Source organism: Pseudarthrobacter phenanthrenivorans (assembly GCF_000813845.1).
Lineage (GTDB): Bacteria > Actinomycetota > Actinomycetes > Actinomycetales > Micrococcaceae > Arthrobacter > Arthrobacter phenanthrenivorans_B.
Window position 1 is genome coordinate 13,986 of record NZ_JWTB01000040.1, and the last position, 24,580, is coordinate 38,565.

The window sequence follows — 24,580 nt, forward strand, 5'->3', positions numbered from 1 at the left end:
CCATGCGCGTGGTCATTGCCCCGGACAAATTCAAGGGTTCGCTGTCCGCCCCGGAGGTGTGCAGCCACCTGGAAAAGGGCCTGCAGCGCGGGGCGGGCGGCAACCTTGACGTAGTCCGGATTCCGGTGGCCGACGGCGGCGAGGGCACCCTCGACGCCGCCGTCGGCTCCGGCTTCACCCGCCGGACGGCAACGGTCACCGGTCCCGCCGGGCAGCCGGTGGAGGCCGACTTCGCGGTCCGCGGGCACGAGGCCGTGATCGAAATGGCCACCGCTTCCGGGCTCGCCCTGATGCCCCGGACTGGCAAGGGACGCCCGGATTCGGCGGCCGCCGCCACGGCCACCAGCCTGGGCACAGGCCAGCTGATCCGCGCCGCCCTGGATGCAGGCTGCCGGCGGATTGTCCTGGGCGTCGGCGGCAGCGCCAACACCGACGGCGGCGCCGGGGTCCTGCAGGGGCTCGGCGCCCGGTTCCTGGACAACAGGAACAACGAACTTCCCCCGGGCGGGGCGGCACTGGCCAACCTGCACAGTATCGACTTCACCGATTTCGAACCCCGCCTGGTGGACACACGGTTTGTGCTGGCATCCGACGTCGACAACCCGCTGCTGGGCGCCCAGGGCGCCGCAGCGGTTTTCGGCCCGCAAAAAGGTGCCACACCACAAGACGTCGGCATGCTCGACGCCGCCCTGGCCAGGTTTGTCGAAGTCCTGGCCAGGGAAATCGGATTCCGCGCGGTGAAGGCCGCCGAGGCTCCCGGAGCCGGAGCAGCCGGCGGCGTGGGCTACGCCGCCATCGCCGTCCTGGCCGCGACGCGGCGGCCGGGCATCGACGTCGTCCTGGAATTCACCGGGCTGGCGGACCGGCTGGCCGGCGCCGACCTGGTGATCACGGGCGAAGGCAGCCTGGACGAGCAAAGCCTGCTGGGCAAGACGCCCATGGGCGTTGCCCGTGCCGCCGCCGCCCAGGGGGTTCCCGCCGTCGCCGTCTGCGGCCGGACCACCCTGGACCACGCGCAGGCCGCTGCCGCCGGGTTCGCGGAAATCCACGCTTTGACGGCGCTCGAAACCGATGTAGACAGGTGCATAGCAGAGGCAGGGCAGCTGCTGGAGCAGCTGGGCACCCAGATCAGTGCGGGGCTGGCGGCCAACAGGCCCGTCACCGCCGATACCAAGGAGGACCTCCGTGTCTGAAGAACGTTTTGACCTCGTCATCCGGGGCCGGCGCATCCTGACCACCGCCGGCATCGCCCCGCGTGAAGTCGGCGTGCGCAACGGCAAGATCGTGGCAATCGAGCCGCTGGGCAACGGCCTGGCCGGCGCCGAAGTGATCGAGCTCGCCGACGACGAAACCCTGCTGCCCGGCCTGGTGGACACCCACGTCCACGTCAACGAGCCCGGCCGCACCGAGTGGGAAGGCTTTGCCTCCGCCACCCGCGCCGCCGCAGCCGGCGGCGTGACCACCATTATCGACATGCCGCTGAACTCCGTCCCGCCCACCACCACCGTGGAAAACCTCAAGCTCAAGCGCGAGGTGGCCGAGGACCAGGCATTCATCGACGTCGGATTCTGGGGCGGCGCCATCCCCGGCAACAAGGCGGACCTTCGCCCCCTGCACGACGAGGGCGTCTTCGGCTTCAAGTGCTTCCTCCTGCACTCCGGCGTGGACGAGTTCCCGCACCTGGACGCGGACGAGATGGAAGAGGACATGGCGGAGCTGAAGTCCTTCGACTCGCTCATGATCGTCCACGCCGAGGACTCGCACGCCATCGACCGTGCCCCGCACCCCGGCGGCGACCACTACTCCACCTTCCTGGCCTCCCGCCCGCGCGGCGCCGAGAACAAGGCCATCGCCGAGGTCATCGAACGGGCCCGCTGGACCGGGGCCCGGGCGCACATCCTGCACCTGTCGTCGTCGGACGCGCTGCCCATGATCGCCAGCGCCAAGCGCGACGGCGTCAAGCTCACCGTGGAGACGTGCCCCCACTACCTGACGCTGATGGCGGAGGAAATCCCGGACGGCGCCACCGCCTACAAGTGCTGCCCGCCCATCCGGGAAGCGTCCAACCGTGAACTGCTCTGGCAGGGCCTGATGGACGGCACCATCGACTGCATCGTCTCGGACCACTCCCCCTCCACCCTGGACCTCAAGGACCTGGAAAACGGCGACTTCGCCGTGGCCTGGGGCGGCGTCTCATCCCTGCAGCTGGGCCTGTCCCTGATCTGGACCGAGGCACGGCACCGGGGCATCCCGCTGGAACAGGTGGTGTCCTGGATGGCGGAGAAGCCCGCCAACCTGGCGCGCCTGACCAACAAGGGCCAGCTGGCGCTGGGCTACGACGCCGACTTCGCTGTCTTCGCCCCTGACGAGGCGTTCGTGGTGGACGTGTCCAAGCTCAAGCACAAGAACCCCATCACGCCCTACGACGGCAAGGCCCTGTCCGGCGTGGTGCGCAGGACCTACCTCCGCGGCGCCGCAGTGGACGGCCAGACCCCCACGGGCAGGCTGATCCGCCGCGGCGGCGTCTAGGGAGACGCCATGGCAGTGGAAGCGCACTATCCGGGGGCGGGGGCCCGGCCGGGATTTGTTTCCCGCAAAGCCGCCGCCCGCGGCCTGGCCGTGTGGGTGGTCCCGGCGGACGGAACCAGCCCCGAGCTCCTGCGCCACGCCGCCCACATGGTCCTTGCCAGGGCCCTCGAAACTGCTCCGGAGGCGGAAGTCCACTGGCCTGCCGCCGGAGCCCCCACGTCCGCCGCGGAAGGAGCCGCAGCTGACTCCTCTCCGTCCCCTTCCGCGGCGGAGGCACCCGGCCCGGCACGGGCGAAGTACGACGGCGGCACCCGCCTGCCGCCGTCGGCCGGCCCCGTCAGCCGGGTCGCCGTGGACCTCGCCGCCGACACCGTCCTGCTGGACGGCAGGCCCGTGGCCCTGACCGGCGTCGAATACAAAGTGCTGCGCTACCTGGTGACCCACCTGTCACGGACGGTGGGCCGCGAGGAACTGCAGGAGTTCCTGGAGTCCCTCGATTTCCCCGGCGCCACGGCCCGCTCCATCGATGTGTACGTGGGCAGGATCCGCAAAAAACTGGGCAATGCGCGCCATGCCGTGGCCACTGTCCGCGGCGGCGGCTACCAGTTTGTTCCGGGTCCGCACGCCGCTGTCCGGGGACCCGCGGAATACTGCATATGACGCGCTGGTTTGTATCACTAAGCGCCAACCCGCTTCACTTGATGTTTGGCCATCACTGACCGAGTCTTACAAAGGAACGCCATGAGCCCCACCCTGACCACCAAGCTTCAGCCCGGCACCCCGGCTCCTGAATTCACCCTCCGGGACGCCCAGGGCCGGGAGACCTCCTTGGCCGACTACCGCGGCAAGAACGTCATCGTGTACTTCTACCCGAAGGCCGCCACCCCCGGCTGCACCACCGAGGCCTGCGACTTCCGCGACAGCCTGGCCTCCCTGCAGGGCAAAGGCTACGAAGTTGTCGGCGTCTCCCCCGACGCCCAGGAAGCCCTGGCCGGATTCAGCGGCGACTTCTCCCTGACCTTCCCCCTGCTCTCCGACCCCGACCACGCGGTTGCCCTGGCCTACGGCGCCTGGGGCGAGAAACTGGTCAACGGCGAAATCCACGAAGGCATCGTCCGCTCCACCGTGGTGGTGGACCCCGAAGGGAACGTCGCCCTGGCCCAGTACCAGGTGCAGGCAGACGGCCACGTTGCGCAGCTGAAGGAAGCCCTGGGACTCTGATTCCCCACTGCTCCATGACTGGACGCCTCCGCATCCTTTGCGGGGGCGTCCTGGCCTTTAACCGGCCGGCGCCTCCTCCTCCGCAGCCGCCTGTGCATAGGAGGCCGAGACCCTGCGGTAGACCGGCGTGAGGAACGCCAGCAGCGCTGCGGCAATCATCGCGATTCCGGCAACGAGGAACACCAGCGCAATGCCGCGGGAGGTGCCTTCGCCCAGCAGCGGCGCGAGGAAAGCGGCCCCGTCCGCGGACCGTGCGTAAGGAATGATCCAGAATTGCGCGGCCGGGGCGATAAGGAACGCCGTGACGGGTGCCGCCGCGGACTCAAACGCCATGGCGAAGCCAAAAACCCGGCCTTGCCGCTCCAGCGGCACCACCCGCTGGATGACTGTCTGCTCCGCCGCCTCGGCGAAGGGGACCAGCAGCAGGTACAGCCAGATCCCCAGGATGTAGAGCCACGCCCACTCGCGCAGCGTGAACACCGCGCCGAGCACGCCCATGGCCGCCACGGTGGCCAGCAGGGTGCGCAACGGGTTGGCGCCGAGCCCGAATTTTCCGATCAGGGCACCTCCGATGATGAAGCCGGTGGATCCGATGGCAAAGACGGCGCCCCACATCTCCACGGAGAACATTTCCAGCCCGTACGGATCCATCAGGGCCATATAGACCCCGCCGATGAAGTTGTTGAACGTGGAAAAGACAATCAGGGCGAACAGCCCCGAAATGGCGAGCACCGCGGCCAGGGAACCGCGAAGGTCAAAACCGCCGCTGGCATCGCTTGCCGCAACCCGCACCTCCTCGGGCATCCGGAGGGTCAGCAGGTGCGCTGCCGCGAGCGCCGTGAGCAGCAGGGCGACGGCGATGGTCCAGCCCATGCCCAGCAACCCGACGGACAGTCCGGACAGCAGGGACGTGACGATGAACATCAGCCCCTGCACCATTCCCACCAGCCCGTTCGCATTTGCCCGGCGCTCCGGCTCGATGAGGATGGTCACCGTGGTGGACAGCGCAATGTTCCGCAGGTTTTCCACCACGGCGCCGACCAGGATGACCAGGGTGAAAATCCAGAACCAGGGCCGCGCCAGGTTTAGCAGGGCCTCTTCGGGGGTGAGGAGGAACATCACGCCGGCCAGTGTGAACATCACCAGGGTAAAGCCGGCCGCGAAGCGCATCACCGCCAGCTTCCGGCAGCGGTCCACAAACGTGCCGAAGCTGATGCTGGAGAGGGCGATCAACAGCATGTACGCGCCGCCCACCACGCCGGTGGCGATCACGTTGCGGGTTTCCAGGTACAGCCAGAACGTCAGCGCAAACCAGAGGTAACTGGTGGTGATGTTGGCCAGTGCGGTGTTGACCAGGATCCCGGTGAAGGTCCGGGAACGTTCTGCCGGGCCGCGAAGGGAGGTGCCGACAGCATCGGGAGCCGCAGCGGCCTTGCCCGCTTCCTGCCCGGTCATGGTTTTCAGTGTAGTTCTGGGCACCCGGGGCGAACAGGGGGAAACTGGGCTGACAGGAATCCGGCGTGTCACAGGAATCCGGCGTGTCACGGGACAGGAAGGGACGGACATGGCCAAGGACGTGGAGAGGGAAGATCCGGACGACGGGACGGATCCGCGCCTGGCGCTGCTGCTGTCCTCCGTCTTCGGGACCGGCCCCGACGCAACCATGGAACTCACGGTGGTGATTGACGGGACGGTGGTTTCCGGATCGGTGGTGTCCGAACAGGCGTGGACGCAGCGGCAGAACGACCAGGTCCGGATCGGCAGCTGGGCCATCGCCGGGGTCCTGGAATCCGGGGCACCCGGGGACGCGGCTGACCGGGACCGTGCACCGACTGCGGGGGATGGCCGGTACATCCATTTCCTGGCTCCCGTGCTGCTGTCAGGGGACATCAGGGTGCCGCTGCAGGCCACCCGCGTTGATGCCCGCAGGATCGCGGCATGGAGCATCGGCCGGATCCCCGAAAACTAGGAACACGCCATGGTGATTGAGGTGCGGCCGGCAACGGTCTTCGCCGACGTGAAGGCACTGGTCGGGCCCCGGCGCCCGGATGCCACCGTCTGCTGGTGCCTGAGCTACCGGATCCCGGCCAAGCAGAACGTGGCGTTGCGGGGCCTCGAACGCGGGGAATTGGCCCGGCAGCTGGTGGGCGAGGATCCCCCGCCCGGCGTGTTGGCGTACGACGGCGGTGAACCGGTTGGGTGGGCAGCGGTCCACCCGCGCGCGGACACGAGCTTCGCCCGTAACCGCAGGATCCCGCACGTGGACACCCAGGACGTGTGGTCGGTGTGGTGCTTCCGGGTCCGCCCGGGCCACCGCGGCACCGGGATTGCGCATCATCTCCTGGCCGGTGCTGTCGACATGGCCCGCTCCTGTGGGGCGCCCGCCGTCGAGGGCTATCCGGTGGACAACGGCGGCAGCAAGGTGGATCTCACCATGGCTTATGTGGGAACCCGCAAGCTCTTCGAAGACGCGGGTTTCGCCAAGGCGGCAGACACAACGTCGGTGCTCAACGGCTTTCCCCGGGTGCTGATGCGCCTGCAGCTGCGGTAGGACCGGAACCAGTGCCTGCCAGCGCAGCGGGCTACTTCCGGCGCCAGTACTTGCCCCAGTCGACTTCCATGGCCCACAGCGCCAACAGCAGCGCGTCCATGGTCATCAGTCCGGCCAAAAGGTATGCCCATCCTGCCAACAAGCCCACCGCAATCTCCTGACTATCCCCAGCCAATCGATTGCTGCTAAGTGTGGCACTTAAAGGGCCGGTACGGAACGCCTTCCGCCCGCAGCCCTGAAGAGGGCTGCCAGCCGGTGGTGGGCCTCGGTTTCGAGTTTCAGCCGGTGGGTCAGCTTTTCCACGTGGCGTGACATGTCGGCGCCCACCTGGAGCCGGTCGCCCGGCCAGCTGGACACCTCCCGGGATTCCGCCAGTGCCTGTTCCAGCTCCCTGGCGGCGGCACGCACCTTTCGTGAGTGGAAGTAGAGGCGAAGCAGCGCCCTGGCCTTGTCCGCTCCCCTCTTCGTGACCTGTTCCATGTTGCTTCCCCGCTTTCCGCAAACCTTGCAGCGCGCGGGCCGGCCCGTCGTCGGGCCTTTCCGCCTGCACGCTCCTGCGTTGCTTCGAGTGTGGTCCGCGTTCCTCAACGTCCCGGCAAGTGCACGCCAAGATTTCCGCAAGATCTGCCGCGTGGAGTGGCCGTCCGCACTCCGGAATGGGGAGGCGACAGTCCTGTCAGCGACGTCACCGAAAACTGTGAAGCCCACGACATGCCCTGTGCGGGTTAATACGGTTAAGTAGAGTCATGGTCTCTCCCCCCGAAACCCGCCGCGCCGTGGTCATCGAAGATGATCCGGATATCCGCGGCCTGCTGGTCCGCGTCCTGGCGAAGCAGGGCTTCGACGTCACCCACGCAGGCGCCGGCCTTCCGGGCGTGGAGGAGGTCCGCCGCCGCAAGCCTGACCTGGTGACCCTTGACCTGAACCTGCCGGACCTTGACGGGCTGGAGGTGTGCAAGCTCCTGCGGGAGTTCTCGGATGCCTTCATCGTGATGCTCACAGCCCGCGCCGACGAACTCGACAAGCTGACCGGCCTGGACAACGGCGCCGATGAGTACATCAGCAAGCCATTCAGCCCCCGCGAACTGCAGTCCCGCATCAATGCCCTGTTCCGGCGCAGGCCTTCAGCCGCTGCGGAATCCGCTGCACGGGGCGAGCTGGAACGCGCCACGGAAGTCCAGCAAAGCCTCCTTCCCAAGGAGGACATCCGGGTGGACGGCTACGACGTGGCCGGCCTCTTCCGCCCGTCCCGCAGCGTAGGCGGCGACTTCTACGACTGGTACCAGACGCCCGACGGGCTCCACCTGACCTTCGCCGACGCCATGGGGAAAGGCATGGGCGCGGCGCTGATCGCGGCAACGGTCCGCGCCGTGATGCGCTCCACCGGACTCCGCCAGGACCTCGATGCCGGGTTCGCGTCCGCCAGCAAGGCCATCGCCGCAGACCTCGACTCCTCCAATTCCTTCGTGACGCTGTTCCACGCCCGGCTGGACGCGGCGTCCGGCAAGGTCAGCTATGTCGACGCCGGACATGGCCTGGCGCTGCACGTCCAGCCCGTGGGCCCGGCGGACCGCCTTCCGTCCGGAGGACCGCCCGTGGGCGCCTGGCCCGGCACGCAGTGGCCACAGGCCGGCCTGGAACTGGCTCCGGGCGATTCCCTGGTGGTGGTCAGCGACGGCGTCCTGGACGTGTTCGGATCCGTGGAGGACTTCACGGACGCGGTACAGCACGCAACCCAGGCGGCCGGCTCGGCACATGAAGCCAGCACGTCCATCATGGCCCTGGCCCCTGCCGAAACCGCCGACGACGACGTCACGGTGGTCGTGGTGCGCCGCCTGCCCCTGGAGCAGGCGGCATGACCCGCTTCTGGACCCGGCTGGTGGTGGTACTCACCGTCCTCACCGGACTGAACTACATCGCGTGGCGCTGGGCGGCTTCCCTCAACTGGGACGCCTGGTGGATCGCCCTGCCGCTGGTGGCGGCCGAAACCTACAGCCTCATCGACGTCATGCTCTTCGGCATGACCGTGTGGAAACTGAAGATCCGCAAGGGCGCCCCGCCGCCGCCCCATGACGCCACCGTTGACGTCTTCATCACCACGTACAACGAGGACCTGGACATGGTGCTCACCACGGCGCTGGCTGCCCAGAAGATCCGGCACCCCCACAGCACCTGGATCCTCGACGACGGCGCGCGGCCCGAGCTCAAGGCGCTCGCCGAACAACACGGCCTGGGGTATGTGACCCGCAGCGACGACTGGACCAAGGACCTTCCCCGACACGCCAAAGCGGGCAACCTCAACAACGCCCTCATGGTCACCCACGGCGAGTTCCTGCTGATCCTGGACGCGGACCAGCTCCCCGAGCCGGACATCCTGGAAAAGACTCTTGGCTACTTCAACAACCGCCGGGTGGCCCTGGTCCAGACCCCGCAGTACTTCAGCAACGTCCCTGACAGCGATCCCCTGGGCAGCCAGGCACCCCTGTTCTACGGACCCATCCAGCAGGGCAAGGACGGCTGGAACGCCGCCTTCTTCTGCGGCTCCAACGCCATCCTCCGCCGCGAGGCCCTGATGCAGCTGGGCCTGGTGGGATACGTGAAGGAGACCGAAAAGAGCATCCGCCGCGCCCTGGCCGCCTCCCGGGCAGCCATCAAGCAGGCCCGTAAGTCGGCGGATGTGGAGTCACCCCTGGTGGCGGAGGTCCTCGACGAGGTGGAGGCAGCCACCCGCGAGGCGCAGCAGGAAGTGGATGCCGGCCGGCCCCTCAGCGAGGTGACTTACCGGGTCCGCCGCCGGGTGGATGCCGCCGTCCAGACCCTGGTCCAGGCGGACGTCGCAGCACTGCAGGCGGACCTTGAGGAAATCGCCGCCATGGAACTGGCCCACGTGGGCGAGTCCGGCGTGCCGGTGGTGGCGGACGACGCCGTCCAGCGGATGTCCGCGCGCGACTGGTCGCCGCTGGGCGCGCTGGAATCCGTGCAGGCAGTCCTGGATGCGCTCACCGTGGAAAGAACCAACGAGGCACAGCCCGTGATGCCGCTGGCCACCATCTCCGTCACCGAGGACATGGCCACGGCCATGCGCATGCACGCCATGGGCTGGGAGAGCGTCTACCATCACGAGATCCTGGCCTACGGCCTGGCGCCGGAGGACCTGAAGACCATGCTCACCCAGCGCCTCCGCTGGGCGCAGGGCACCATCCAGGTGCTGCTGCGCGAAAACCCGCTGGTGCAGAAGGGACTCAAGCTGGGCCAGCGCCTGATGTACTTCGCCACCATGTGGACCTACCTGAGCGGGTTCGCCGCGGTTATCTACTTCGCGGCCCCCATCATCTACCTGCTGCTGGGCATCCTGCCGGTCAGCAGCCTGAGCTGGGACTTCTTCATCCGCTTCATTCCATTCATGGTGGTCAACCAGCTGCTGTTCGCGGTGGCCGGCCGCGGCATCCCCACCTGGCGCGGCCAGCAGTACAGCCTGGCGCTGTTCCCCACCTGGATCAAAGCGTGCACGACGGCGGCCCGCAACGTCTGGTTCGGCCGTCCCCTCGGGTTTGCCGTCACCCCCAAGGCCCGCCAGAGCGGCGGACCCAGCTGGAGCCTCATCCGGCCCCAGATCGTGGTGTCCGTGCTGCTGGCGCTGGCCGCCGTCGTCGGCATCATCCGCCTGGCGACGGGCCTGGCGGAGCCGCTGGGCACCCTGGTCAACGTCGTGTGGGTGGTCTTTGACCTGGTGGTCATGAGCATCCTGGTCCGTGCCGTGCTCTACAAGGGGTACGAACCGTCCGCAGAACCTGCAAACAGAGAGGAATCCTGATGGAGTTCAGTTACGAGGTCAAAGACTCGTACGCCGAGGTCAAGGCGGACGGGAGGCTCAACATGGTGTCCGCGCCCAAGCTGCGTGAATTCGTCACCGACGTGATCGCGGGCGGTTCCAGCCGGATCGTGGTGAACCTGGAGAAGACAGCCTTCATGGACTCCTCGGGCCTCGGCGCCCTGATCGGCTGCCTCAAGGCCGCGCGCCAGGCCGGGGGCGACCTTCGGATCGCGGCCGTGCAGCCGCAGGTGAACATGGTGCTGAAACTGACGAGCATGGACAAGGTGCTGACCGCCTACCCCACGGCCGAGGCAGCGTTCAGCAATGACTGAGGTCCTGGCCTCGCGCAGCTTCCGGGGACCGGCTGCCGAGGACGCCATTGAAGCCGTCCACAACGATCTCGACAGCCTCTGGCTTGATGTCCCGTTCGTGGACGTCATGGACCAGATGACGTTCACGACTGCGGTCATCGAATCGGCGTCGAACATCGTCCAGCACGCTGAGCCGGCCGGTGAGCAGGAGGTGGAGCTCGGGGTGGAAACCACCGTGCAGCCGGCGCTGCTGCAGGCCCGGGTCAGCGCCTACTACGCCAAGCCGCCGTTCGGGCCCATGGACGCCTCCATCCCGGAGGACGACGCGGAATCGGGACGCGGCCTGGCCCTGATCGAGGCTTTGGTGACCACCGTGACCTTCGAGCGGCAGGACGGGACCAACACCTGGGTGTTGTCCAGGACGTCCTCGCAGGGGTAGGCGCCGCCAGTCACATCGCAGCCCCTGCATCCTTGCTTGACAGCACGCCGGAGCTGCTCTTGAATATTACGTATGCTGAAATAACAGTTCCATGATGCGGAAGCCTGTTGGGTGATCCCTGCAGGCGCCGGACTGTCCGGCAACCGCATAGCCGTCACCGTGGATGCCAGCATGACCTTCAAGGATTACGACCAGCATGAAGCTTGCCGAATTCAACAGCGCGGACCCGGCCGCCGCCCACGCCACCCTCCGGCCCTGCATCGACGTGGCCCGCTGGGTCGAGGAAGTGGCGGCGGCCAGGCCGTTCGCCGGTCGCGGGGAACTCCTGGAGTTCGCCGCCCAGGCCGCCAACCCGTTCACGCCCGCCGAGGTGGAGGCGGCCATGGCCCACCACCCAAGGATCGGCGAACGCCCGACGGCGGCCAGCACCGAGGCGTCCATGTCCCGTTCCGAGCAGGCCGGGGTGGACCCGGCCGATGCGGAGGCCGCCTGGGCCCTCGCCCGTGGAAACCGGGAATACGAGGAGAAGTTCGGCCGTGTCTTCCTCATCCGGGCAGCCGGACGCACGGCACCGGAAATACTGCAGGCCCTGAACCAGCGGCTGGCCAACTCCCCCGAAGAAGAAGACAGCATCGTGGCCCAGCAGCTGCGTGAAATTGCCCTCCTGCGGCTCGAAGGACTGATCAGCGAATGAGCGTCTCCCACGTCACCACCCACATCCTCGACACCGGCGCCGGACGCCCGGCGGCCGGGGTCGCCGTCGTCCTCCTGAAGAACGACCGCGGCACCTGGCGTGAGCTGGCAACGTCCAGCACCGACGCCGACGGCCGGGCGAAGGACCTGGGGCCGGAGCAGCTGGAACCCGGGCACTACAAGCTGAACTTCGCCACCGGCACGTACTACGCCGGTCTGCAGACGGCCACCTTCTTCCCGGAAGTGGACCTGGTCTTCGAAGTCACCGGACCCGAGCATTACCACGTGCCCCTGCTCCTGAGCCCGTTCGCATACTCCACGTACCGCGGCAGCTAGCGCGGCCCGGGGGCCCGTGGATGTCAAGCGCGTTACCCGAATGTCACTGCCGTCACAGTTTCCGGCATAGGATCAGGAAGTATGGCTTCGAATAGAGACCCTGAATCCGATACCGATGCCGAAGGCGGCCAGTCCGGCGGCGTGCAGTCCGTGGAGCGCGCCCTGACAGTCCTGGAGATCCTCGCCCGGGAAGGACATGCGGGCGTGAGCGAAATAGCCGAGGAAATGGGGATCCACAAATCCACCGTCTCCCGGCTGATGGGATCGCTGGTGACCCGCGAGATGGTCCACCAGAACAGCGAACGGGGCAAGTACCAGCTCGGCTTCGGGATCCTGCGCCTGGCCAGCTCCATTCCCGGCCGGCTGAGCCTGGTCCATGAGGCACGGCCGGTCCTGGAAAGCCTGGCCGACGAGTTCAAGGAAACCGTCAACCTCGCCGTCATGCGCTCCAACTACGCCGTCAACGTGGACCAGGCCATGGGCCCGTCCACCCTGGCCACCTACGACTGGGTGGGCAGCCTGACCCCGCTGCATGCAACCTCAAGCGGAAAAGTCCTCCTGGCTGCCCTCGAGGCCGACGAGCGGGACCGCATCCTGAAGGAAACGGGCCTTGCCGCCCGCACTGCCCGCACCATCACCAGCCGCAAGGAGCTGGACGCACAGCTGCTCGACGTCGCCGCCAAGGGGTACGCCGTGGTGCGCGAGGAGTTCGAGATCGGCCTGAATGCCGTGGCAGTGCCGGTCTACAACCACCAAGGCACGGTGATCGGTGCCGTCAGCATCTCAGGCCCGGCCTTCCGGTTCGACCCTGAAAAGATTCCGGGGCTGCTGGAAACCCTCAAGGAAGCCGGCCTCAAGGTCAGCGCCAACATGGGATACACCCAGCGCTAAGCGCCGGTGACCCCCGGGCCCGGCCCGGGGGTCATCTGCGTCAATCGGCAGCAGACCGCCGCCGCTGGCCCAGGGCGTCGAGGCCATCCCGGGCCGGAACCGTTGGCAGGCGCCGAAATCCTGCCTGTTCACCCGATGGAACAGCCCTTGGTCCGCCGGTCCGCCCTGGACACCCACTTGTCGACATCAGTTGAGCAGGTGAGCGCAGGGATCATATTCTGGCCGACCACTTCAACGGACAAGAGTCCTCCTCAAAAAATCCCTGTGCCAGCGACTGATACGGCTGGCCTGCCCTTTCCCAGCTATGCGCAACAACAGGCGCAATATGCAACAGGTTGACGGATGCTATCAGCAGTGTCAAGGAGCACCCAGGGACGTGGCTGCCAACTCCGTAACTTCCCGATTTCAAGAAAGAACTCTTGACAATGGGAGTGGCGTAAATCACTCTGTTGCGTAGGACGAAGTGCGTTGCTGCTAACACAACTCGCTTCGTCAGCCCAAACGCAAAAGTCGATCGCAGCCTGGCTGCCCTACCCCCCGCTTTGACTACGTGCTGCAAGCACAATTCGAAACGTTTCCCGACATTGGGCCCTTGAGCCACAGCGATTCCCTCTGTGCCGGCGCCCGGCAAAGTTTCCACCCCACCCAGGCATGCGGTTCCAGCCTCCCCCCAAGCAGGAGTACAGCCATGAATAACCCCGCCATATCAGTTCGCGACCTTTGGAAGGTCTTCGGACCAGGGGGAGAGAAGATCCCAGGAAACCGCGAATTATCTGCCCTTAGCTCTGCAGAATTGCTTGAGCGCACCAGTTGCGTTGCCGCGGTCCGCAACCTGAGCTTTGACGTCGCAAAAGGTGAAGTCTTTGTGGTCATGGGATTGTCCGGGTCCGGTAAGTCCACCCTGATCCGCTGCCTGACCAGGCTCATCGAGCCGACGTCCGGACAGGTCCTGGTGGACGGCAACGATGTCCTGCAGGCAGGCGTGGCTGAACTTCGGGAGCTCCGCCGGCGGAAAGTGTCGATGGTCTTCCAGCACTTCGGGCTGCTGCCGCACCGTACTGTCCTGGACAACGTTTCCTATGGCCTGCAGATTCGCGGAACAGCGAAGAACGAACGGCACACCAAGGCCCGGGAAATCATCGAACTGGTTGGGCTCAAAGGCTATGAACAGCACTACCCGGACCAACTGTCCGGCGGCATGCAGCAGCGGGTTGGCTTGGGCCGGGCATTGGCCGGAGACCCGGACACCATCCTCTTCGATGAGCCCTTTTCAGCTTTGGATCCGCTCATCCGGCGTGACATGCAGGCAGAAGTCATCCGGCTCCACAAGGAGATGGGCAAGACCATGGTGTTCGTGACCCACGACCTCGCGGAGGCGCTGAAACTCGGAGACCGCATCCTGATCATGCGCAACGGAGAGCCAGTCCAGTGCGGCACCGGCGACGACCTTGTAGGATCTCCGGCGGACAAATACATCGAGGACTTCGTCTCTGAAGTCCCCCGCGCCGACGTCTTGACCCTCAAGTGGATCACTCGACCGCTTGCCGACACCACGCCCCGGGATGCAGCAGTGCTCAACTGGAGGATGATTATCCGCGACGCCATCCCGGCTGTCATGCACTCCTCCTGCCCGGTCCTTGTCGAAGAGGGCGGCAGGATTACTGGCCAGATCGATCGCGACAGCATTCTTTCGGTGCTGCAACCGGCAGAAGCGGCGGCCTGATGTCTGCTCTCCTCGAACAACAGCAAACGGTCCAGCCTGCCCCCGTTCTCCCTGAAGCGCGCCGCAGGCCCAGCCAAAGGACAGTCCTCCTGCTTGCCGCCGCTGCACTCTGGATCCTGGGATTCCTGCTGCTCAACGGCACGGCAACCCTGGCGTTGCCAGCCTCAGAACTGACGGACCTGCACCGCTCGCTGAACCAATTCAATGCCTGGGTCGCGGCAAACCGGGCCGACAACCCGGTTTTCCTCTACTTCTTCACACCACTTCGGACCGCCGTCGATGCGGTGGCGAACATGTTCACCACCACTTTCGCAGCAACCCCCACAGGCCTTCGTCTTCCGGAAATCGGCTGGCTGGGAACGGTGGGCCTGCTCACCTCGATCGCGTTGGCGGTCGGCAATGTACGGGTAGCCCTGTTGACGGCTGCGGTCTTTGTCTTCTTCGGTTTTCAAGGCCTGTTCGTAGAAGCGACGTATACGTTCGCCCTGGTTCTGACTTCCGTGCTGCTGACGCTGCTGGTGGGCATCCCGCTCGGCGTCCTGTCCGGGATCTACGGGAGGGTAGCCGGGGTCATCACCCCCGTGCTGGACTTCATGCAGACCCTGCCCACTTTCGTCTACCTTGCCCCGCTTGCCCTGGTCTTCCTGATCGGGCCGGCGTCGGCAGTGATCGCCACGGTGATCTACGCTGCCCCACCGGTTATCCGCCTGACCGCGCATGGTATTCGCCGCATTCCGGAGAACACCCGTGAAGCATCCGATTCGCTCGGCACCACAGGCCTGCAACGGCTGCTGACATTGCAGCTCCCGATGGCGCGCCGGACGATCGTGATGGGTATCAACCAGGGGACCATGGCCGCCCTGTCCATGGTGACCATCGCCGCCCTGATCGCTGCTCCCGGCCTCGGCCAGACGGTGGTCCGGGCACTGCAGTCCCTGGACGTCGGTACCGCAGTCAATGCCGGCCTCTCCATCGTCCTGCTGGCCATCGTGCTGGACCGGGTGACCACAGCGGCCAGCCGCCGGGCGGAGCCAGGCGCAGCCCGCAAACGCCGTTTGGGCCGCAAGACCCGCGCCGGACTCCTCGGGGTCGCGCTGGCCGTGGTCCTGGTCATGGTGCAGTTGTCCAGGACCATGCTGTGGGCAGCAGCTTTTCCCCAGGACCTTAACGTTGGACCGGTAATCGTTCAGGCCGTGAACACCGCCAGCCACTGGCTGCAATCGAATGTCTCGCTCTTCACGGTTTCCCTGCGTGAAGGTGTTACCGGTACCATCCTCAACCCCTTCCAGTCGTTGCTTACCGACACGCCCTTCTTCATCCTCGTCGCAGTGGTCGCCATCGTGGCCTACGCACTGGGCGGCTGGAAGCTCGCTGCCGTAACCACCGCCTGCATGGGGGTCATCATCTACCTCGGGCTCTGGAGTGACGCCATGGTCACCCTCGCCGGAACCCTCGTTGCCACCGCCGTAGTGATGGTTTTGGGCATTGTCTTTGGCGTGGCCATGGGCCGGTCCAGCCGCGTCGACCAGCTCATGCGGCCCCTGCTCGACGCGGGCCAGACCATGCCCTCCTTCGTTTACCTGGTGCCTTTCCTCGGCCTCTTCGGAGCCACACGGTTCACTGCGATCATCGCGGGCATCATCTACGCCGCCCCGGTCGCCATCAAGATCACCGCCGATGGAATCGCGGCGATCTCCCCGACTGTCGTCGAGTCCGCGATCGCCAGCGGTTCGACACCGTGGCAGGTGATCACCAAGGTGCAGCTGCCCATGGCCAGGCAATCCCTGGCGCTCGCTGCCAACCAAGGGCTGATCTATGTCCTGGCCATGGTGGTAGTGGGAGCCCTCGTCGGGGCAGGCGGCCTCGGATACGACGTCGTCGCTGGATTCGTCCAGAGTTCTATTTTCGGTAAGGGCCTCGCCGCCGGCCTGGCCATCGTGTTCCTCGGAATCATGATGGACAGGATGACCCAAGCTGCCGCCGCCGCTCCGGCCCGCAGAATCCCAGTGTCCAAGTCCACTGCGTGAGCCTTCCAGTCCTTTTTACGCCCAGAAATACTCCCCCTGAAAGCTTGCCTGCGCCCAGGCGAGAAGTCGTGTATGCCCCAACAAGGAGACCCACCATGAAAAAAGCTGAAAGGCTGATAAAACGCACCTTGCCGGCAATGGCCGGAGCCGCTGCCGCCGCCCTGCTCCTCGCAGGCTGCGGCGGTGCATCGGTAAACCAGGCCGCCGCGGCAGGAGGCGGTGCCACGGGAACGCCCTGCGGCACCGTGAACGTAGCAATGAACGCCTGGGTCGGTTACACCGCTGACGCCGCCGTCTACAGCTACGTGGCGAAAAACAAGCTCGGCTGCAGCGTCGTCCAGAAGGACCTTAATGAGCAGGTCTCCTGGCAGGGCTTCGCCTCAGGCGAAGTGGACCTCATCATCGAAAACTGGGGCCACGCCGACCTGACCAAGCAGTACATCACCGACCAAAAGGTGGCCGTTGATGCCGGCCCAACAGGAAACGAAGGGCACATCGGCTGGTACGTCCCGCCATGGATGGCAGAGAAGTACCCGGACATCACCGACGGCCAGAACCTCAACAAATACGCGTCGATGTTTACCACGTCGGAGTCCGGCGGAAAGGGGCAGGTCCTCGATGGCGACCCCGCCTTCGTCACCAATGACGAGGCACTGGTGAAGAACCTGAACCTGGACTACAAGGTGGTCTTCGCAGGCTCGGAAGCGGCCCTCATCCAGTCATTCCGGACAGCGGAGCAGAACAAGACACCCCTGCTCGGCTACTTCTACGAGCCGCAGTGGTTCCTTTCCGAGGTTCCGTTGAAGAAGGTGAACCTGCCGGCGTGGACCGAGGGCTGCGACTCCAACCCCGAAAAGGTTGCCTGCGATTACCCGACCTACAAGCTCAACAAGATCATGTCCAAGAAGCTGGAGGACAGCGGTTCGCCTGCCGCCAAGCTGGCCAAGGCATTTAGCTGGACCAACGAGGACCAGAACTCGGTTGCCACCGATATCCAAGGCGGCATGACGCCTGAAGCGGCCGCAAAGAAATGGGTGGATTCCCACCAGAGCGTCGTGGATGGTTGGCTTAGCTGACACGCATTCCCAATGCCACATCAAGGGAAGCAGCCCGGAGGATCTCAATCCCCGGGCTGCTTCCCTTTGTTTTACCGTTCCGCACCGGTACGCCGCCTTGACTTTTGAAGGTGATCTACCGCACTCTTGTTGCCTAGCGCGAACTCTGTTGATCTTTGCGGAACACCTCCCCCGAGGGGCTCACGGCCCTGCCCTCGCTGGCGTACGGCTTCCGGCAATTCTTCCCTGGATTGCACAAGCCGAAACCAGCACCAAACGCAAGCCCATGGACTAGCCAAAGGACCCGCTTTCATGGCCATCAACAGTGAACTGACTTCTCCTAATCCGAAGGTGCCGCCGTCGGAGCCCTTTCTCCCCGAACCGTTGGACACCGCTCCAGGGGATGGGGCAGCTTCCCCGCATGCCAATAATGAACACGAGCAGATCCTTAAGGAACTGCGGCTCAGCAAGAAAGAGCATGCCCTCTCCCAGCGCCGCAACCGCAAACTGACGCTGGACAAAGCAACGTTCGGAATAACGGGTGCCATAGCCGTGGCCTTTATTGCATGGGGCTTCCTCGACAAGGACAGCCTCGCTGCTACGTCAAAAGACGCCCTCGACTGGGTGATGGAGTACACGGGCTGGCTGTTCATGGTCCTCGCCTCACTCTTCGTCGTCTTCGTGCTGTGGCTGGCGCTGGGCAAGTTCGGCAACATTCCGCTGGGCAAGGACGGTGAGAAACCTGAATTCCGCACGGTCTCGTGGATCGCAATGATGTTCGCCGCCGGCATGGGCATCGGCCTGATGTTCTACGGGGTTGCCGAGCCGCTGTACCACTTCATCTCTCCGCCGCCGGGAACAGTCGACGGCCGCACTCCCGCCGCCATCCAGACGGCCATGGCCACCTCAATCTTCCACTGGACCCTCCACCCCTGGGCCATGTACGCCGTCGTTGGTATCGCCATGGCCTACGGCACCTACCGCCTGGGCCGCAAGCAGCTGATCTCCGCAGCCTTCACCTCCCTGTTCGGGATCAGGACTGTTGAGGGGCCGGTGGGCAAGATCATCAACATCCTGGCCATCTTTGCCACCCTTTTCGGCACCGCCGCCTCCCTGGGCCTGGGTGCCCTGCAGATCGGCAGCGGCTTCACCTCCAACGGCTGGGCTGGTGAAATCGGAACCCCCGTGCTCGTGGCAATCGTCGCCATCCTGACAGCATGCTTCGTTGCCTCCGCCGTCTCCGGCATCAGCCGCGGCATCCAGTGGCTGTCCAACATCAACATGGTCCTCGCCGTCGTGCTGGCCATCATTGTGTTCGTGGCAGGGCCAACGCTCTTCATCCTTAACCTCATTCCCTCCGCCATCGGTGACTACCTCCGCGATCTGGCGGAGATGTCTTCCCGCACGGAAGCCGTCGGCGATGAAGCATTGCGCACCTGGATGTCCGGCTGGACCATCTTCTATTGGGCATGGTGGATTTCCTGGACCCCCTTTGTGGGAATGTTCATCGCCCGCATCAGCCGCGGCCGCACCATTCGACAGTTCGTCACAGGCGTCCTGCTTGTTCCGAGCATCGTCAGCGTGATCTGGTTCGGCATCTTCGGCGGAACCGCATTCCGAATCCAGCAGGAAGCGGATAAAGCCGGTTCGCCTGGGCTCATGACTGTGGTTGACGGCAAGGCAACCATCGATTTCGACGGCGCCCTGTTCAATCTGGTGAAGAACCTTCCCTTGCCCGCGTGGCTGACGGCGGCCGTGATCGTCCTTGCCATGGTTCTGGTGGCGATCTTCTTCATCACCGGCGCCGATTCCGCATCGCTGATCATGGCGTCGCTGAGCTCCAACGGCAGCTCCGAGCCCAAGCGTGCGCTGGTCATCTTCTGGGGCGCCCTGACCGGCGCCGTGGCGGCGGTCATGCTCCTCGCCGGCGGAGACGAGCCTTCGGAAGCACTCTCCGGCCTGCAACGGATCACCATCGTGGCCGCCCTGCCCTTTATCGTCGTCATGCTATTGCTCTGCTTTGCCATCACCAAGGACCTGCGGCGGGACCCGTTGTCCCTGCGCCGTCGGCTGGCGGACTCAGTGGTGGAGCGGGCCATCCGTACCGGCGTCGAGCAGCACCGCGGCGGCCAGTTCGAACTCGTGACCAAGCACGAGTGTTCGGAGGCTTGCGCCGAAGGCAGCACGTGTTTGGGTGCCGGCCGGGACTCCGAAAAAGCAGTCAACCGGCAATAGAACACCCAGCAAAGCGGTGGCCCGGGCGCTTACACCCGGGCCACCGCCGTTTATTGCGATTTCAGGTCATTTAGGGGGCGCCGGGGCTGGTCACACCCAGATCTCGTACCCCGATGACTTGTCGAAGATCCGCCGGGTACTGATGCCCTCGGCGGCTATCCAGAGCACCGAGCCATCCTCCGCGGCCTGGTCCACCACCCCACTGGCCACGAGCTCCCCCAGCAGCCACACTTCGACACTGCGGCCGGGCAGCCGCGCCCAGTCAGCCCGGCGGCCGAGGCGCTTTTTCGCCGTGCCGCCGTCCTGGCCGCCTTGTTCGGGGTCGGTGCCGGCGGCACACAATGGGGCTTCAAGGGTTGCCTGGAAATTCACTGGTTGCTCCGTTCGCCGGCGCCATCGCCGTTCCTAAGAAACGCTGATATTTGATTGATATATCAATCTGGACCCACAGTATGGTGCAGGTCACACCCGAGTCAACAGGTGGCTCGCGCAGGAGGCTTAGGCGTTGAAGAGCGCCTCGCGTACGGCGTGCTCAAACCCGCTCACGTGGACTTTGGCGAGTTCCGAAGCCCGCTCCTCGTCGCCGTCGATGACAGCGCGGAGCAGATCGAGGTGTTCGCGTACGTGGTGCGACAGATCCGGCAGGCGGTCGATCACCATGCACCAGATCCGCGTTGCCAGGTTGTCATACCGGATCAGGATGTCCTCCAGATGCGGGTTGGCAGCGGCGGCGTAGATGCCCTGGTGCACCCGGGCATCCAGCTTCAGCGTCTCCGTCACTGTGGCGGCGGCGACGTCGAACGCCTCAACCTGCTCGAGCGTGGCACGCAGCCCCGCCCGGACCGCCGGGGAGGCCACCCGCGCTGCCCGCGCGGCCGCGAGGGGTTCGAGCTGGGCCCGGATTTCCGAGATGAAGGAAAGGTCTGTCACGTCCACTCTGGTGGCGAAGGTGCCCCGCCGCGGATAGGTCTTCACCAGCCGGTCAAGCTCCAGCCGTTTCAGGGCTTCGCGCACGGGAGTCCGCCCCATGCCCAGGCTCTTGGCAAGGAGCTCATCGTTCAGGAGTTCGCCGGGTTTGATTTCCAGGGTCAGCAGCCAGTCCCGGATGCCCTCGTAGGCGACGTCCGCCAGCGACTTCCTGCCGGCGTCGTCCGCCGCCGCCAAAGCTTCGATTGCCATGCTTGAGCCCCTTCTTCGGAAACCGGAAAGAAAACTATTGACCTCGCCTATGGACCAGTATACGCTGGCATCCAATCTAATATATCAGTCCGATGTTTTGGAATATATCTAGAAGGAGGAGGGACATGACCCTCATTGAAACAGCCTCAGCAACCGCCACCCTGCCGGCGCTCAAGGAAGAGCAGCCGCAGAAGTTCGTGCTGACCCTGTCCTGCAGGGAACAGGCAGGGATTATGCAGGCCGTGACCACGTTCCTCTTTGAACGGGGCTTCAACATCGACGAACACCAGCAGTTCGACGACAGCCTGCGTGAGACCCTGCACCTGCGGACCGCGTTCTCCGGCTCCCCCGACTTCACCCCGGCCATGCTTGAAGATGAGTTCGCCGCCATTGCCGGCCGGTTCGACATGAAGTTCAGCTTCCATGACGAGACCAAGCAGCGCGTCCTGGTGATGGTCTCCAAGTTCGGCCACTGCCTGAACGACCTCATCTTCCGCTGGCGCGGCGGCAGCCTGGGCGGGGAGCTGGTAGCGGTCGTTTCCAACCACGAGACCCACCGCGCGATGGCGGAAGCCGCGGGGCTGCCCTTCATCTACGTCCCCGTCACCCCTGACACCAAGGCCGACGCCGAGCGCAGGCTCCTCGAGCTGGTGGATGAGTACAACGCCGACCTGGTGGTCCTGGCCCGCTACATGCAGGTGCTCTCGGACGATCTCTGCCGGGCACTGGAAGGACGGGCCATCAACATCCACCACTCGTTCCTCCCCGGATTCAAGGGCGCACGCCCCTACCACCAGGCCTACGACCGCGGCGTCAAGCTGGTGGGTGCCACCGCCCACTACGTCACGGCGGACCTGGACGAGGGTCCGATCATCGAGCAGGAAGTCATCCGCGTGGACCACACCTATGGCCCGGCGCAACTGTCCACCGTGGGCCAGGATGCCGAGGCGCTGGCGCTCTCCCGCGCCGTCCGCTGGCACTGCCAGCACCGGGTGCTGCTGGACCAGACCAGCACCGTGGTGTTCCGGTGAGCACCGGCGCGTACACAGGCACAAACCGCACAGCAGCAGGAGAAACCCCCTTGGAATCGTCGCCACGCATTGTCATTATCGGAGCCGGCATCGTCGGCACCAACCTCGCGGATGAACTCGTCACGCGGGGCTGGAACAACATCACCGTCCTTGACCAGGGACCGCTCAACATGCCCGGAGGCTCCACCTCCCACGCCCCGGGACTGGTCTTCCAGACCAACCCGTCCAAGTCCATGGCCCTGTTCGCCAAGTACACCGTGGAAAAGCTGCTGTCCCTGACCGAGGACGGGACCAGCTGCTTCAACCAGGTTGGCGGGCTGGAAGTTGCCACCACCGAAACCCGCCTCGCCGACCTGAAGCGCAAGCTCGGTTACGCCGCTGCCTGGGGTATCGACGGCAGGATCCTCTCGCCGGCGGAGTGCAAGGAGCTGTATCCCCTGATTAACGAAGAGGACATCCTGGGCGGCCTGCACGTCCCCAGCGATGGCCTCGCCAGCGCGGCTCGGGCAGTGCAGCTGCTCATCAAGCGCACCGAAGCGGCCGGCGTGAAGTACGTGGGCAACACCACGGTGACCGGCATCGAACAGTCCGGCCGCCACGTCACCGGCGTCCAGACTTCCGACGGCGTGATCCCGGCAGACATCGTGGTCTCCTGCGCCGGGTTCTGGGGTGCGAAGATCGGCGAAATGATCGGCATGTCCGTTCCGCTGCTCCCGCTGGCCCACCAGTACGTCAAGACCACCCCCGTCCCTGCCCAGCAGGGACGGAACGAGCTGCCCAACGGCGCCTCGCTGCCCATCCTGCGCCACCAGGACCAGGACCTCTACTACCGCGAGCACGGCGACCGGTACGGCATCGGCTCCTACGCCCACAAGCCGATGCCCGTGGACCTGGACGAGCTCGGCACCTTCAAGCCGAACGAAATCAGCGAACACAACATGCCGTCCCGGCTGGATTTCACGGTGGAAGACTTCCTCCCCGCCTGGGAGGCCACCAAGCAGCTGCTCCCCGCCCTGCGCGAAAGCGAGATTGAGGACGGCTTCAACGGCATCTTCTCCTTCACCCCCGACGGCGGGTCCCTCGTTGGCGAGTCCAAGGAACTGGACGGCTTCTTCGTCGCCGAAGCCGTCTGGGTCACCCACTCCGCCGGCATCGCCCGTGCCGTCGCCGAACTCCTGGTGGACGGCAAGTCCTCCATCGACCTGGGCGACTGCGACATCCACCGCTTCGAGGACGTGCAGCTGACTCCCGAGTACGTCAGCGAAACCTCGCAGCAGAACTTCGTGGAGATCTACGACGTCCTGCACCCGCTGCAGCCCAAGCTGTCCCCGCGCAATCTGCGCGTATCCCCCTTCCACGCACGGCACCGGGAGCTTGGCGGCTACTTCCTCGAAGGCGCCGGCTGGGAACGCCCGTACTGGTTCGAAGCCAACGCCGACCTCCTCAAGGACATGCCGGCCGAGTGGCAGCCGCCGGCACGTGACGCCTGGTCCGGGATGTTCAGCTCCCCCATCGCCGCGGCCGAGGCATGGAAGACGCGCACCGCCGTCGCGATGTACGACATGACGCCCCTCAAGCGCCTCGAAATCTCCGGTCCCGGTGCCCTGAAGCTGCTGCAGGAACTCACCACCGCGGACCTGAACAAGAAGCCCGGCGCCGTTACCTACACACTGCTGCTTGACCACGCCGGCGGGGTCCGCAGCGACATCACGGTGGCCCGCCTGTCCGAGGACACCTTCCAGCTTGGCGCCAACGGCAACATCGACACCGCCTACTTCGAACGCGCCGCACGACACCAGACCGAAAGCGGAACCGCCGGCGACTGGGTGCAGGTCCGGGACACCACGGGCGGCACCTGCTGCATCGGCCTGTGGGGCCCGCTCGCCCGTGAGGTCGTCGGCGCGGTCAGCAGCGACGACTTCTCCAACGACGGCCTGAAGTACTTCCGCTCCAAGAACGTCGTCATCGGCGGCGTCCCCGTCACCGCCATGCGCCTGTCCTACGTCGGTGAGCTGGGTTGGGAACTGTACACCAGCGCCGACAACGGACAGCGCCTCTGGGATGCACTGTGGAAGGCCGGCCAGCCGTTCGGCATCATTGCGGCCGGGCGGGCCGCGTTCAGCTCGCTCCGCCTCGAAAAGGGCTACCGCTCCTGGGGCACGGACATGACCACCGAGCACGACCCCTTCGAGGCCGGCCTGGGCTTCGCGGTGAAGATGGCCAAGGACAACTTCGTCGGAAAGGCGGCCCTGGAAGGCCGCACCGAGGAGAACTCCGCACGGCGCCTGCGCTGCCTCACGGTCGACGACGGCCGCAGCCTGGTGCTCGGCAAGGAACCGGTGTTCTACAAGGACCAGGCAGTTGGCTACGTGACCAGCGCCGCCTACGGCTATACGGTCCGGAAACCGATCGCCTACTCATACCTGCCCGCCGAAGTATCGATCGGCGACTCCGTGGAGATTGAGTACTTCGGGCGCCGGATCGTCGCCACGGTCACCCAGGACCCGCTGTACGACCCCACCATGACCAGGCTTCGCGGGTAAGG

At 65.6% G+C, this 24,580-nt stretch carries 23 protein-coding genes; 19 read left to right on the forward strand and 4 right to left on the reverse strand.

Annotation, left to right across the window (positions count from 1 at the left end; genetic code table 11):
• Positions 1-2: 2 nt before the first annotated feature.
• The 4 genes from RM50_RS18120 (at position 3) to bcp (ending at position 3,750) form a co-directional block, all read left to right on the forward strand.
• A complete protein-coding gene (locus RM50_RS18120; protein ID WP_043455585.1) occupies positions 3-1,193 on the forward strand; it encodes a glycerate kinase in 1,191 nt (396 codons plus the stop codon).
• A complete protein-coding gene (allB, locus tag RM50_RS18125) occupies positions 1,186-2,529 on the forward strand; it encodes an allantoinase AllB (protein ID WP_043455588.1) in 1,344 nt (447 codons plus the stop codon). The genes RM50_RS18120 and allB overlap by 8 nt, the downstream gene beginning before the upstream one ends.
• Before the next feature lie 9 nt (positions 2,530-2,538).
• Positions 2,539-3,189: a winged helix-turn-helix domain-containing protein gene (locus RM50_RS18130; RefSeq protein WP_043455591.1), complete on the forward strand. Its 651-nt coding sequence runs from the start codon at positions 2,539-2,541 to the stop codon at positions 3,187-3,189.
• An 81-nt stretch (positions 3,190-3,270) separates the two neighbouring features.
• Complete coding sequence (bcp, locus tag RM50_RS18135) at positions 3,271-3,750, forward strand: thioredoxin-dependent thiol peroxidase (protein WP_043455593.1); 480 nt, start codon at positions 3,271-3,273, stop codon at positions 3,748-3,750.
• A gap of 57 nt (positions 3,751-3,807) precedes the next feature.
• Here bcp and RM50_RS18140 read toward each other — a convergent pair whose 3' ends face one another.
• A complete protein-coding gene (locus RM50_RS18140) occupies positions 3,808-5,205 on the reverse strand; it encodes an MFS transporter (RefSeq protein WP_043455596.1) in 1,398 nt (465 codons plus the stop codon).
• Between the two features lie 109 nt (positions 5,206-5,314).
• Here RM50_RS18140 and RM50_RS18145 point away from each other — a divergent pair, with 109 nt between their 5' ends.
• Both RM50_RS18145 and RM50_RS18150 read left to right on the forward strand, forming a co-directional pair.
• On the forward strand, positions 5,315-5,719 hold the full coding sequence (locus RM50_RS18145) for a hypothetical protein (RefSeq protein ID WP_043455598.1): 405 nt from the start codon (positions 5,315-5,317) through the stop codon (positions 5,717-5,719).
• A 9-nt stretch (positions 5,720-5,728) separates the two neighbouring features.
• Positions 5,729-6,301 (forward strand): GNAT family N-acetyltransferase, encoded by a 573-nt coding sequence (locus RM50_RS18150; RefSeq protein WP_043455601.1) that lies wholly within the window; start codon positions 5,729-5,731, stop codon positions 6,299-6,301.
• A 198-nt stretch (positions 6,302-6,499) separates the two neighbouring features.
• Here RM50_RS18150 and RM50_RS18155 read toward each other — a convergent pair whose 3' ends face one another.
• Positions 6,500-6,781, reverse strand: a complete 282-nt coding sequence (locus tag RM50_RS18155; RefSeq protein WP_043455603.1) for a hypothetical protein — start codon at positions 6,779-6,781, stop codon at positions 6,500-6,502.
• A gap of 266 nt (positions 6,782-7,047) precedes the next feature.
• Here RM50_RS18155 and RM50_RS18160 point away from each other — a divergent pair, with 266 nt between their 5' ends.
• The 11 genes from RM50_RS18160 (at position 7,048) to RM50_RS18210 (ending at position 19,825) form a co-directional block, all read left to right on the forward strand.
• Positions 7,048-8,160 (forward strand): PP2C family protein-serine/threonine phosphatase, encoded by a 1,113-nt coding sequence (locus RM50_RS18160; RefSeq protein WP_043455606.1) that lies wholly within the window; start codon positions 7,048-7,050, stop codon positions 8,158-8,160.
• Positions 8,157-10,115 (forward strand): glycosyltransferase family 2 protein, encoded by a 1,959-nt coding sequence (locus RM50_RS18165; protein ID WP_043455610.1) that lies wholly within the window; start codon positions 8,157-8,159, stop codon positions 10,113-10,115. The genes RM50_RS18160 and RM50_RS18165 overlap by 4 nt, the downstream gene beginning before the upstream one ends.
• Positions 10,115-10,447 (forward strand): STAS domain-containing protein, encoded by a 333-nt coding sequence (locus RM50_RS18170; RefSeq protein WP_043455612.1) that lies wholly within the window; start codon positions 10,115-10,117, stop codon positions 10,445-10,447. The genes RM50_RS18165 and RM50_RS18170 overlap by 1 nt, the downstream gene beginning before the upstream one ends.
• The gene (locus RM50_RS18175; RefSeq protein ID WP_043455615.1) at positions 10,440-10,865 is read left to right on the forward strand and encodes an ATP-binding protein; all 426 of its coding nucleotides are present in this window, start codon (positions 10,440-10,442) and stop codon (positions 10,863-10,865) included. The genes RM50_RS18170 and RM50_RS18175 overlap by 8 nt, the downstream gene beginning before the upstream one ends.
• A gap of 196 nt (positions 10,866-11,061) precedes the next feature.
• A complete protein-coding gene (gene uraD / locus RM50_RS18180) occupies positions 11,062-11,559 on the forward strand; it encodes a 2-oxo-4-hydroxy-4-carboxy-5-ureidoimidazoline decarboxylase (RefSeq protein WP_043455617.1) in 498 nt (165 codons plus the stop codon).
• The gene (gene uraH / locus RM50_RS18185; protein ID WP_043455619.1) at positions 11,556-11,894 is read left to right on the forward strand and encodes a hydroxyisourate hydrolase; all 339 of its coding nucleotides are present in this window, start codon (positions 11,556-11,558) and stop codon (positions 11,892-11,894) included. The genes uraD and uraH overlap by 4 nt, the downstream gene beginning before the upstream one ends.
• Positions 11,895-11,975: 81 nt before the next feature.
• Positions 11,976-12,785, forward strand: coding sequence for an IclR family transcriptional regulator (locus tag RM50_RS18190; protein ID WP_043455622.1), 810 nt, complete (start codon positions 11,976-11,978; stop codon positions 12,783-12,785).
• A 793-nt stretch (positions 12,786-13,578) separates the two neighbouring features.
• A complete protein-coding gene (locus tag RM50_RS18195; RefSeq protein ID WP_240472010.1) occupies positions 13,579-14,508 on the forward strand; it encodes a quaternary amine ABC transporter ATP-binding protein in 930 nt (309 codons plus the stop codon).
• Positions 14,508-16,535, forward strand: a complete 2,028-nt coding sequence (locus RM50_RS18200) for an ABC transporter permease (RefSeq protein ID WP_052260347.1) — start codon at positions 14,508-14,510, stop codon at positions 16,533-16,535. The genes RM50_RS18195 and RM50_RS18200 overlap by 1 nt, the downstream gene beginning before the upstream one ends.
• Positions 16,536-16,630: 95 nt before the next feature.
• Positions 16,631-17,611 carry an ABC transporter substrate-binding protein gene (locus RM50_RS18205; protein ID WP_082007133.1) on the forward strand — a complete coding sequence of 327 codons (981 nt, stop codon included), beginning with the start codon at positions 16,631-16,633 and terminating at the stop codon, positions 17,609-17,611.
• Between the two features lie 291 nt (positions 17,612-17,902).
• Positions 17,903-19,825, forward strand: a complete 1,923-nt coding sequence (locus tag RM50_RS18210) for a BCCT family transporter (RefSeq protein WP_043455628.1) — start codon at positions 17,903-17,905, stop codon at positions 19,823-19,825.
• A 90-nt stretch (positions 19,826-19,915) separates the two neighbouring features.
• Here RM50_RS18210 and RM50_RS18215 read toward each other — a convergent pair whose 3' ends face one another.
• Both RM50_RS18215 and RM50_RS18220 read right to left on the reverse strand, forming a co-directional pair.
• On the reverse strand, positions 19,916-20,197 hold the full coding sequence (locus RM50_RS18215) for a hypothetical protein (RefSeq protein ID WP_043455631.1): 282 nt from the start codon (positions 20,195-20,197) through the stop codon (positions 19,916-19,918).
• A gap of 126 nt (positions 20,198-20,323) precedes the next feature.
• Positions 20,324-21,004 carry a GntR family transcriptional regulator gene (locus RM50_RS18220; RefSeq protein ID WP_043455634.1) on the reverse strand — a complete coding sequence of 227 codons (681 nt, stop codon included), beginning with the start codon at positions 21,002-21,004 and terminating at the stop codon, positions 20,324-20,326.
• Positions 21,005-21,129: 125 nt separating this feature from the next.
• Between RM50_RS18220 and purU the strand changes: the two genes are divergently transcribed.
• Together purU and RM50_RS18230 are read left to right on the forward strand one after the other, a co-directional pair.
• Positions 21,130-22,035, forward strand: a complete 906-nt coding sequence (purU, locus tag RM50_RS18225) for a formyltetrahydrofolate deformylase (RefSeq protein WP_043455637.1) — start codon at positions 21,130-21,132, stop codon at positions 22,033-22,035.
• Positions 22,036-22,085: 50 nt separating this feature from the next.
• On the forward strand, positions 22,086-24,578 hold the full coding sequence (locus RM50_RS18230; protein ID WP_043455639.1) for a GcvT family protein: 2,493 nt from the start codon (positions 22,086-22,088) through the stop codon (positions 24,576-24,578).
• The last annotated feature ends 2 nt before the right edge of the window (positions 24,579-24,580 follow it).

Bases quoted from the DNA above. Each gene is read 5' to 3' on its own strand.
- RM50_RS18205 (WP_082007133.1), top strand. From the start codon at position 16,631: ATGAAAAAAGCTGAAAGGCTGATAAAACGCACCTTGCCGGCAATGGCC.
- RM50_RS18220 (WP_043455634.1), bottom strand. From the start codon at position 21,004: ATGGCAATCGAAGCTTTGGCGGCGGCGGACGACGCCGGCAGGAAGTCG.
- RM50_RS18190 (WP_043455622.1), top strand. From the start codon at position 11,976: ATGGCTTCGAATAGAGACCCTGAATCCGATACCGATGCCGAAGGCGGC.
- RM50_RS18155 (WP_043455603.1), bottom strand. From the start codon at position 6,781: ATGGAACAGGTCACGAAGAGGGGAGCGGACAAGGCCAGGGCGCTGCTT.
- RM50_RS18140 (WP_043455596.1), bottom strand. From the start codon at position 5,205: ATGACCGGGCAGGAAGCGGGCAAGGCCGCTGCGGCTCCCGATGCTGTC.
- RM50_RS18120 (WP_043455585.1), top strand. From the start codon at position 3: ATGCGCGTGGTCATTGCCCCGGACAAATTCAAGGGTTCGCTGTCCGCC.
- RM50_RS18200 (WP_052260347.1), top strand. From the start codon at position 14,508: ATGTCTGCTCTCCTCGAACAACAGCAAACGGTCCAGCCTGCCCCCGTT.
- RM50_RS18210 (WP_043455628.1), top strand. From the start codon at position 17,903: ATGGCCATCAACAGTGAACTGACTTCTCCTAATCCGAAGGTGCCGCCG.
- RM50_RS18160 (WP_043455606.1), top strand. From the start codon at position 7,048: ATGGTCTCTCCCCCCGAAACCCGCCGCGCCGTGGTCATCGAAGATGAT.
- RM50_RS18150 (WP_043455601.1), top strand. From the start codon at position 5,729: ATGGTGATTGAGGTGCGGCCGGCAACGGTCTTCGCCGACGTGAAGGCA.
- uraH (WP_043455619.1), top strand. From the start codon at position 11,556: ATGAGCGTCTCCCACGTCACCACCCACATCCTCGACACCGGCGCCGGA.
- RM50_RS18130 (WP_043455591.1), top strand. From the start codon at position 2,539: ATGGCAGTGGAAGCGCACTATCCGGGGGCGGGGGCCCGGCCGGGATTT.
- RM50_RS18145 (WP_043455598.1), top strand. From the start codon at position 5,315: ATGGCCAAGGACGTGGAGAGGGAAGATCCGGACGACGGGACGGATCCG.
- RM50_RS18175 (WP_043455615.1), top strand. From the start codon at position 10,440: ATGACTGAGGTCCTGGCCTCGCGCAGCTTCCGGGGACCGGCTGCCGAG.
- uraD (WP_043455617.1), top strand. From the start codon at position 11,062: ATGAAGCTTGCCGAATTCAACAGCGCGGACCCGGCCGCCGCCCACGCC.
- purU (WP_043455637.1), top strand. From the start codon at position 21,130: ATGACCCTCATTGAAACAGCCTCAGCAACCGCCACCCTGCCGGCGCTC.
- bcp (WP_043455593.1), top strand. From the start codon at position 3,271: ATGAGCCCCACCCTGACCACCAAGCTTCAGCCCGGCACCCCGGCTCCT.
- RM50_RS18165 (WP_043455610.1), top strand. From the start codon at position 8,157: ATGACCCGCTTCTGGACCCGGCTGGTGGTGGTACTCACCGTCCTCACC.
- RM50_RS18170 (WP_043455612.1), top strand. From the start codon at position 10,115: ATGGAGTTCAGTTACGAGGTCAAAGACTCGTACGCCGAGGTCAAGGCG.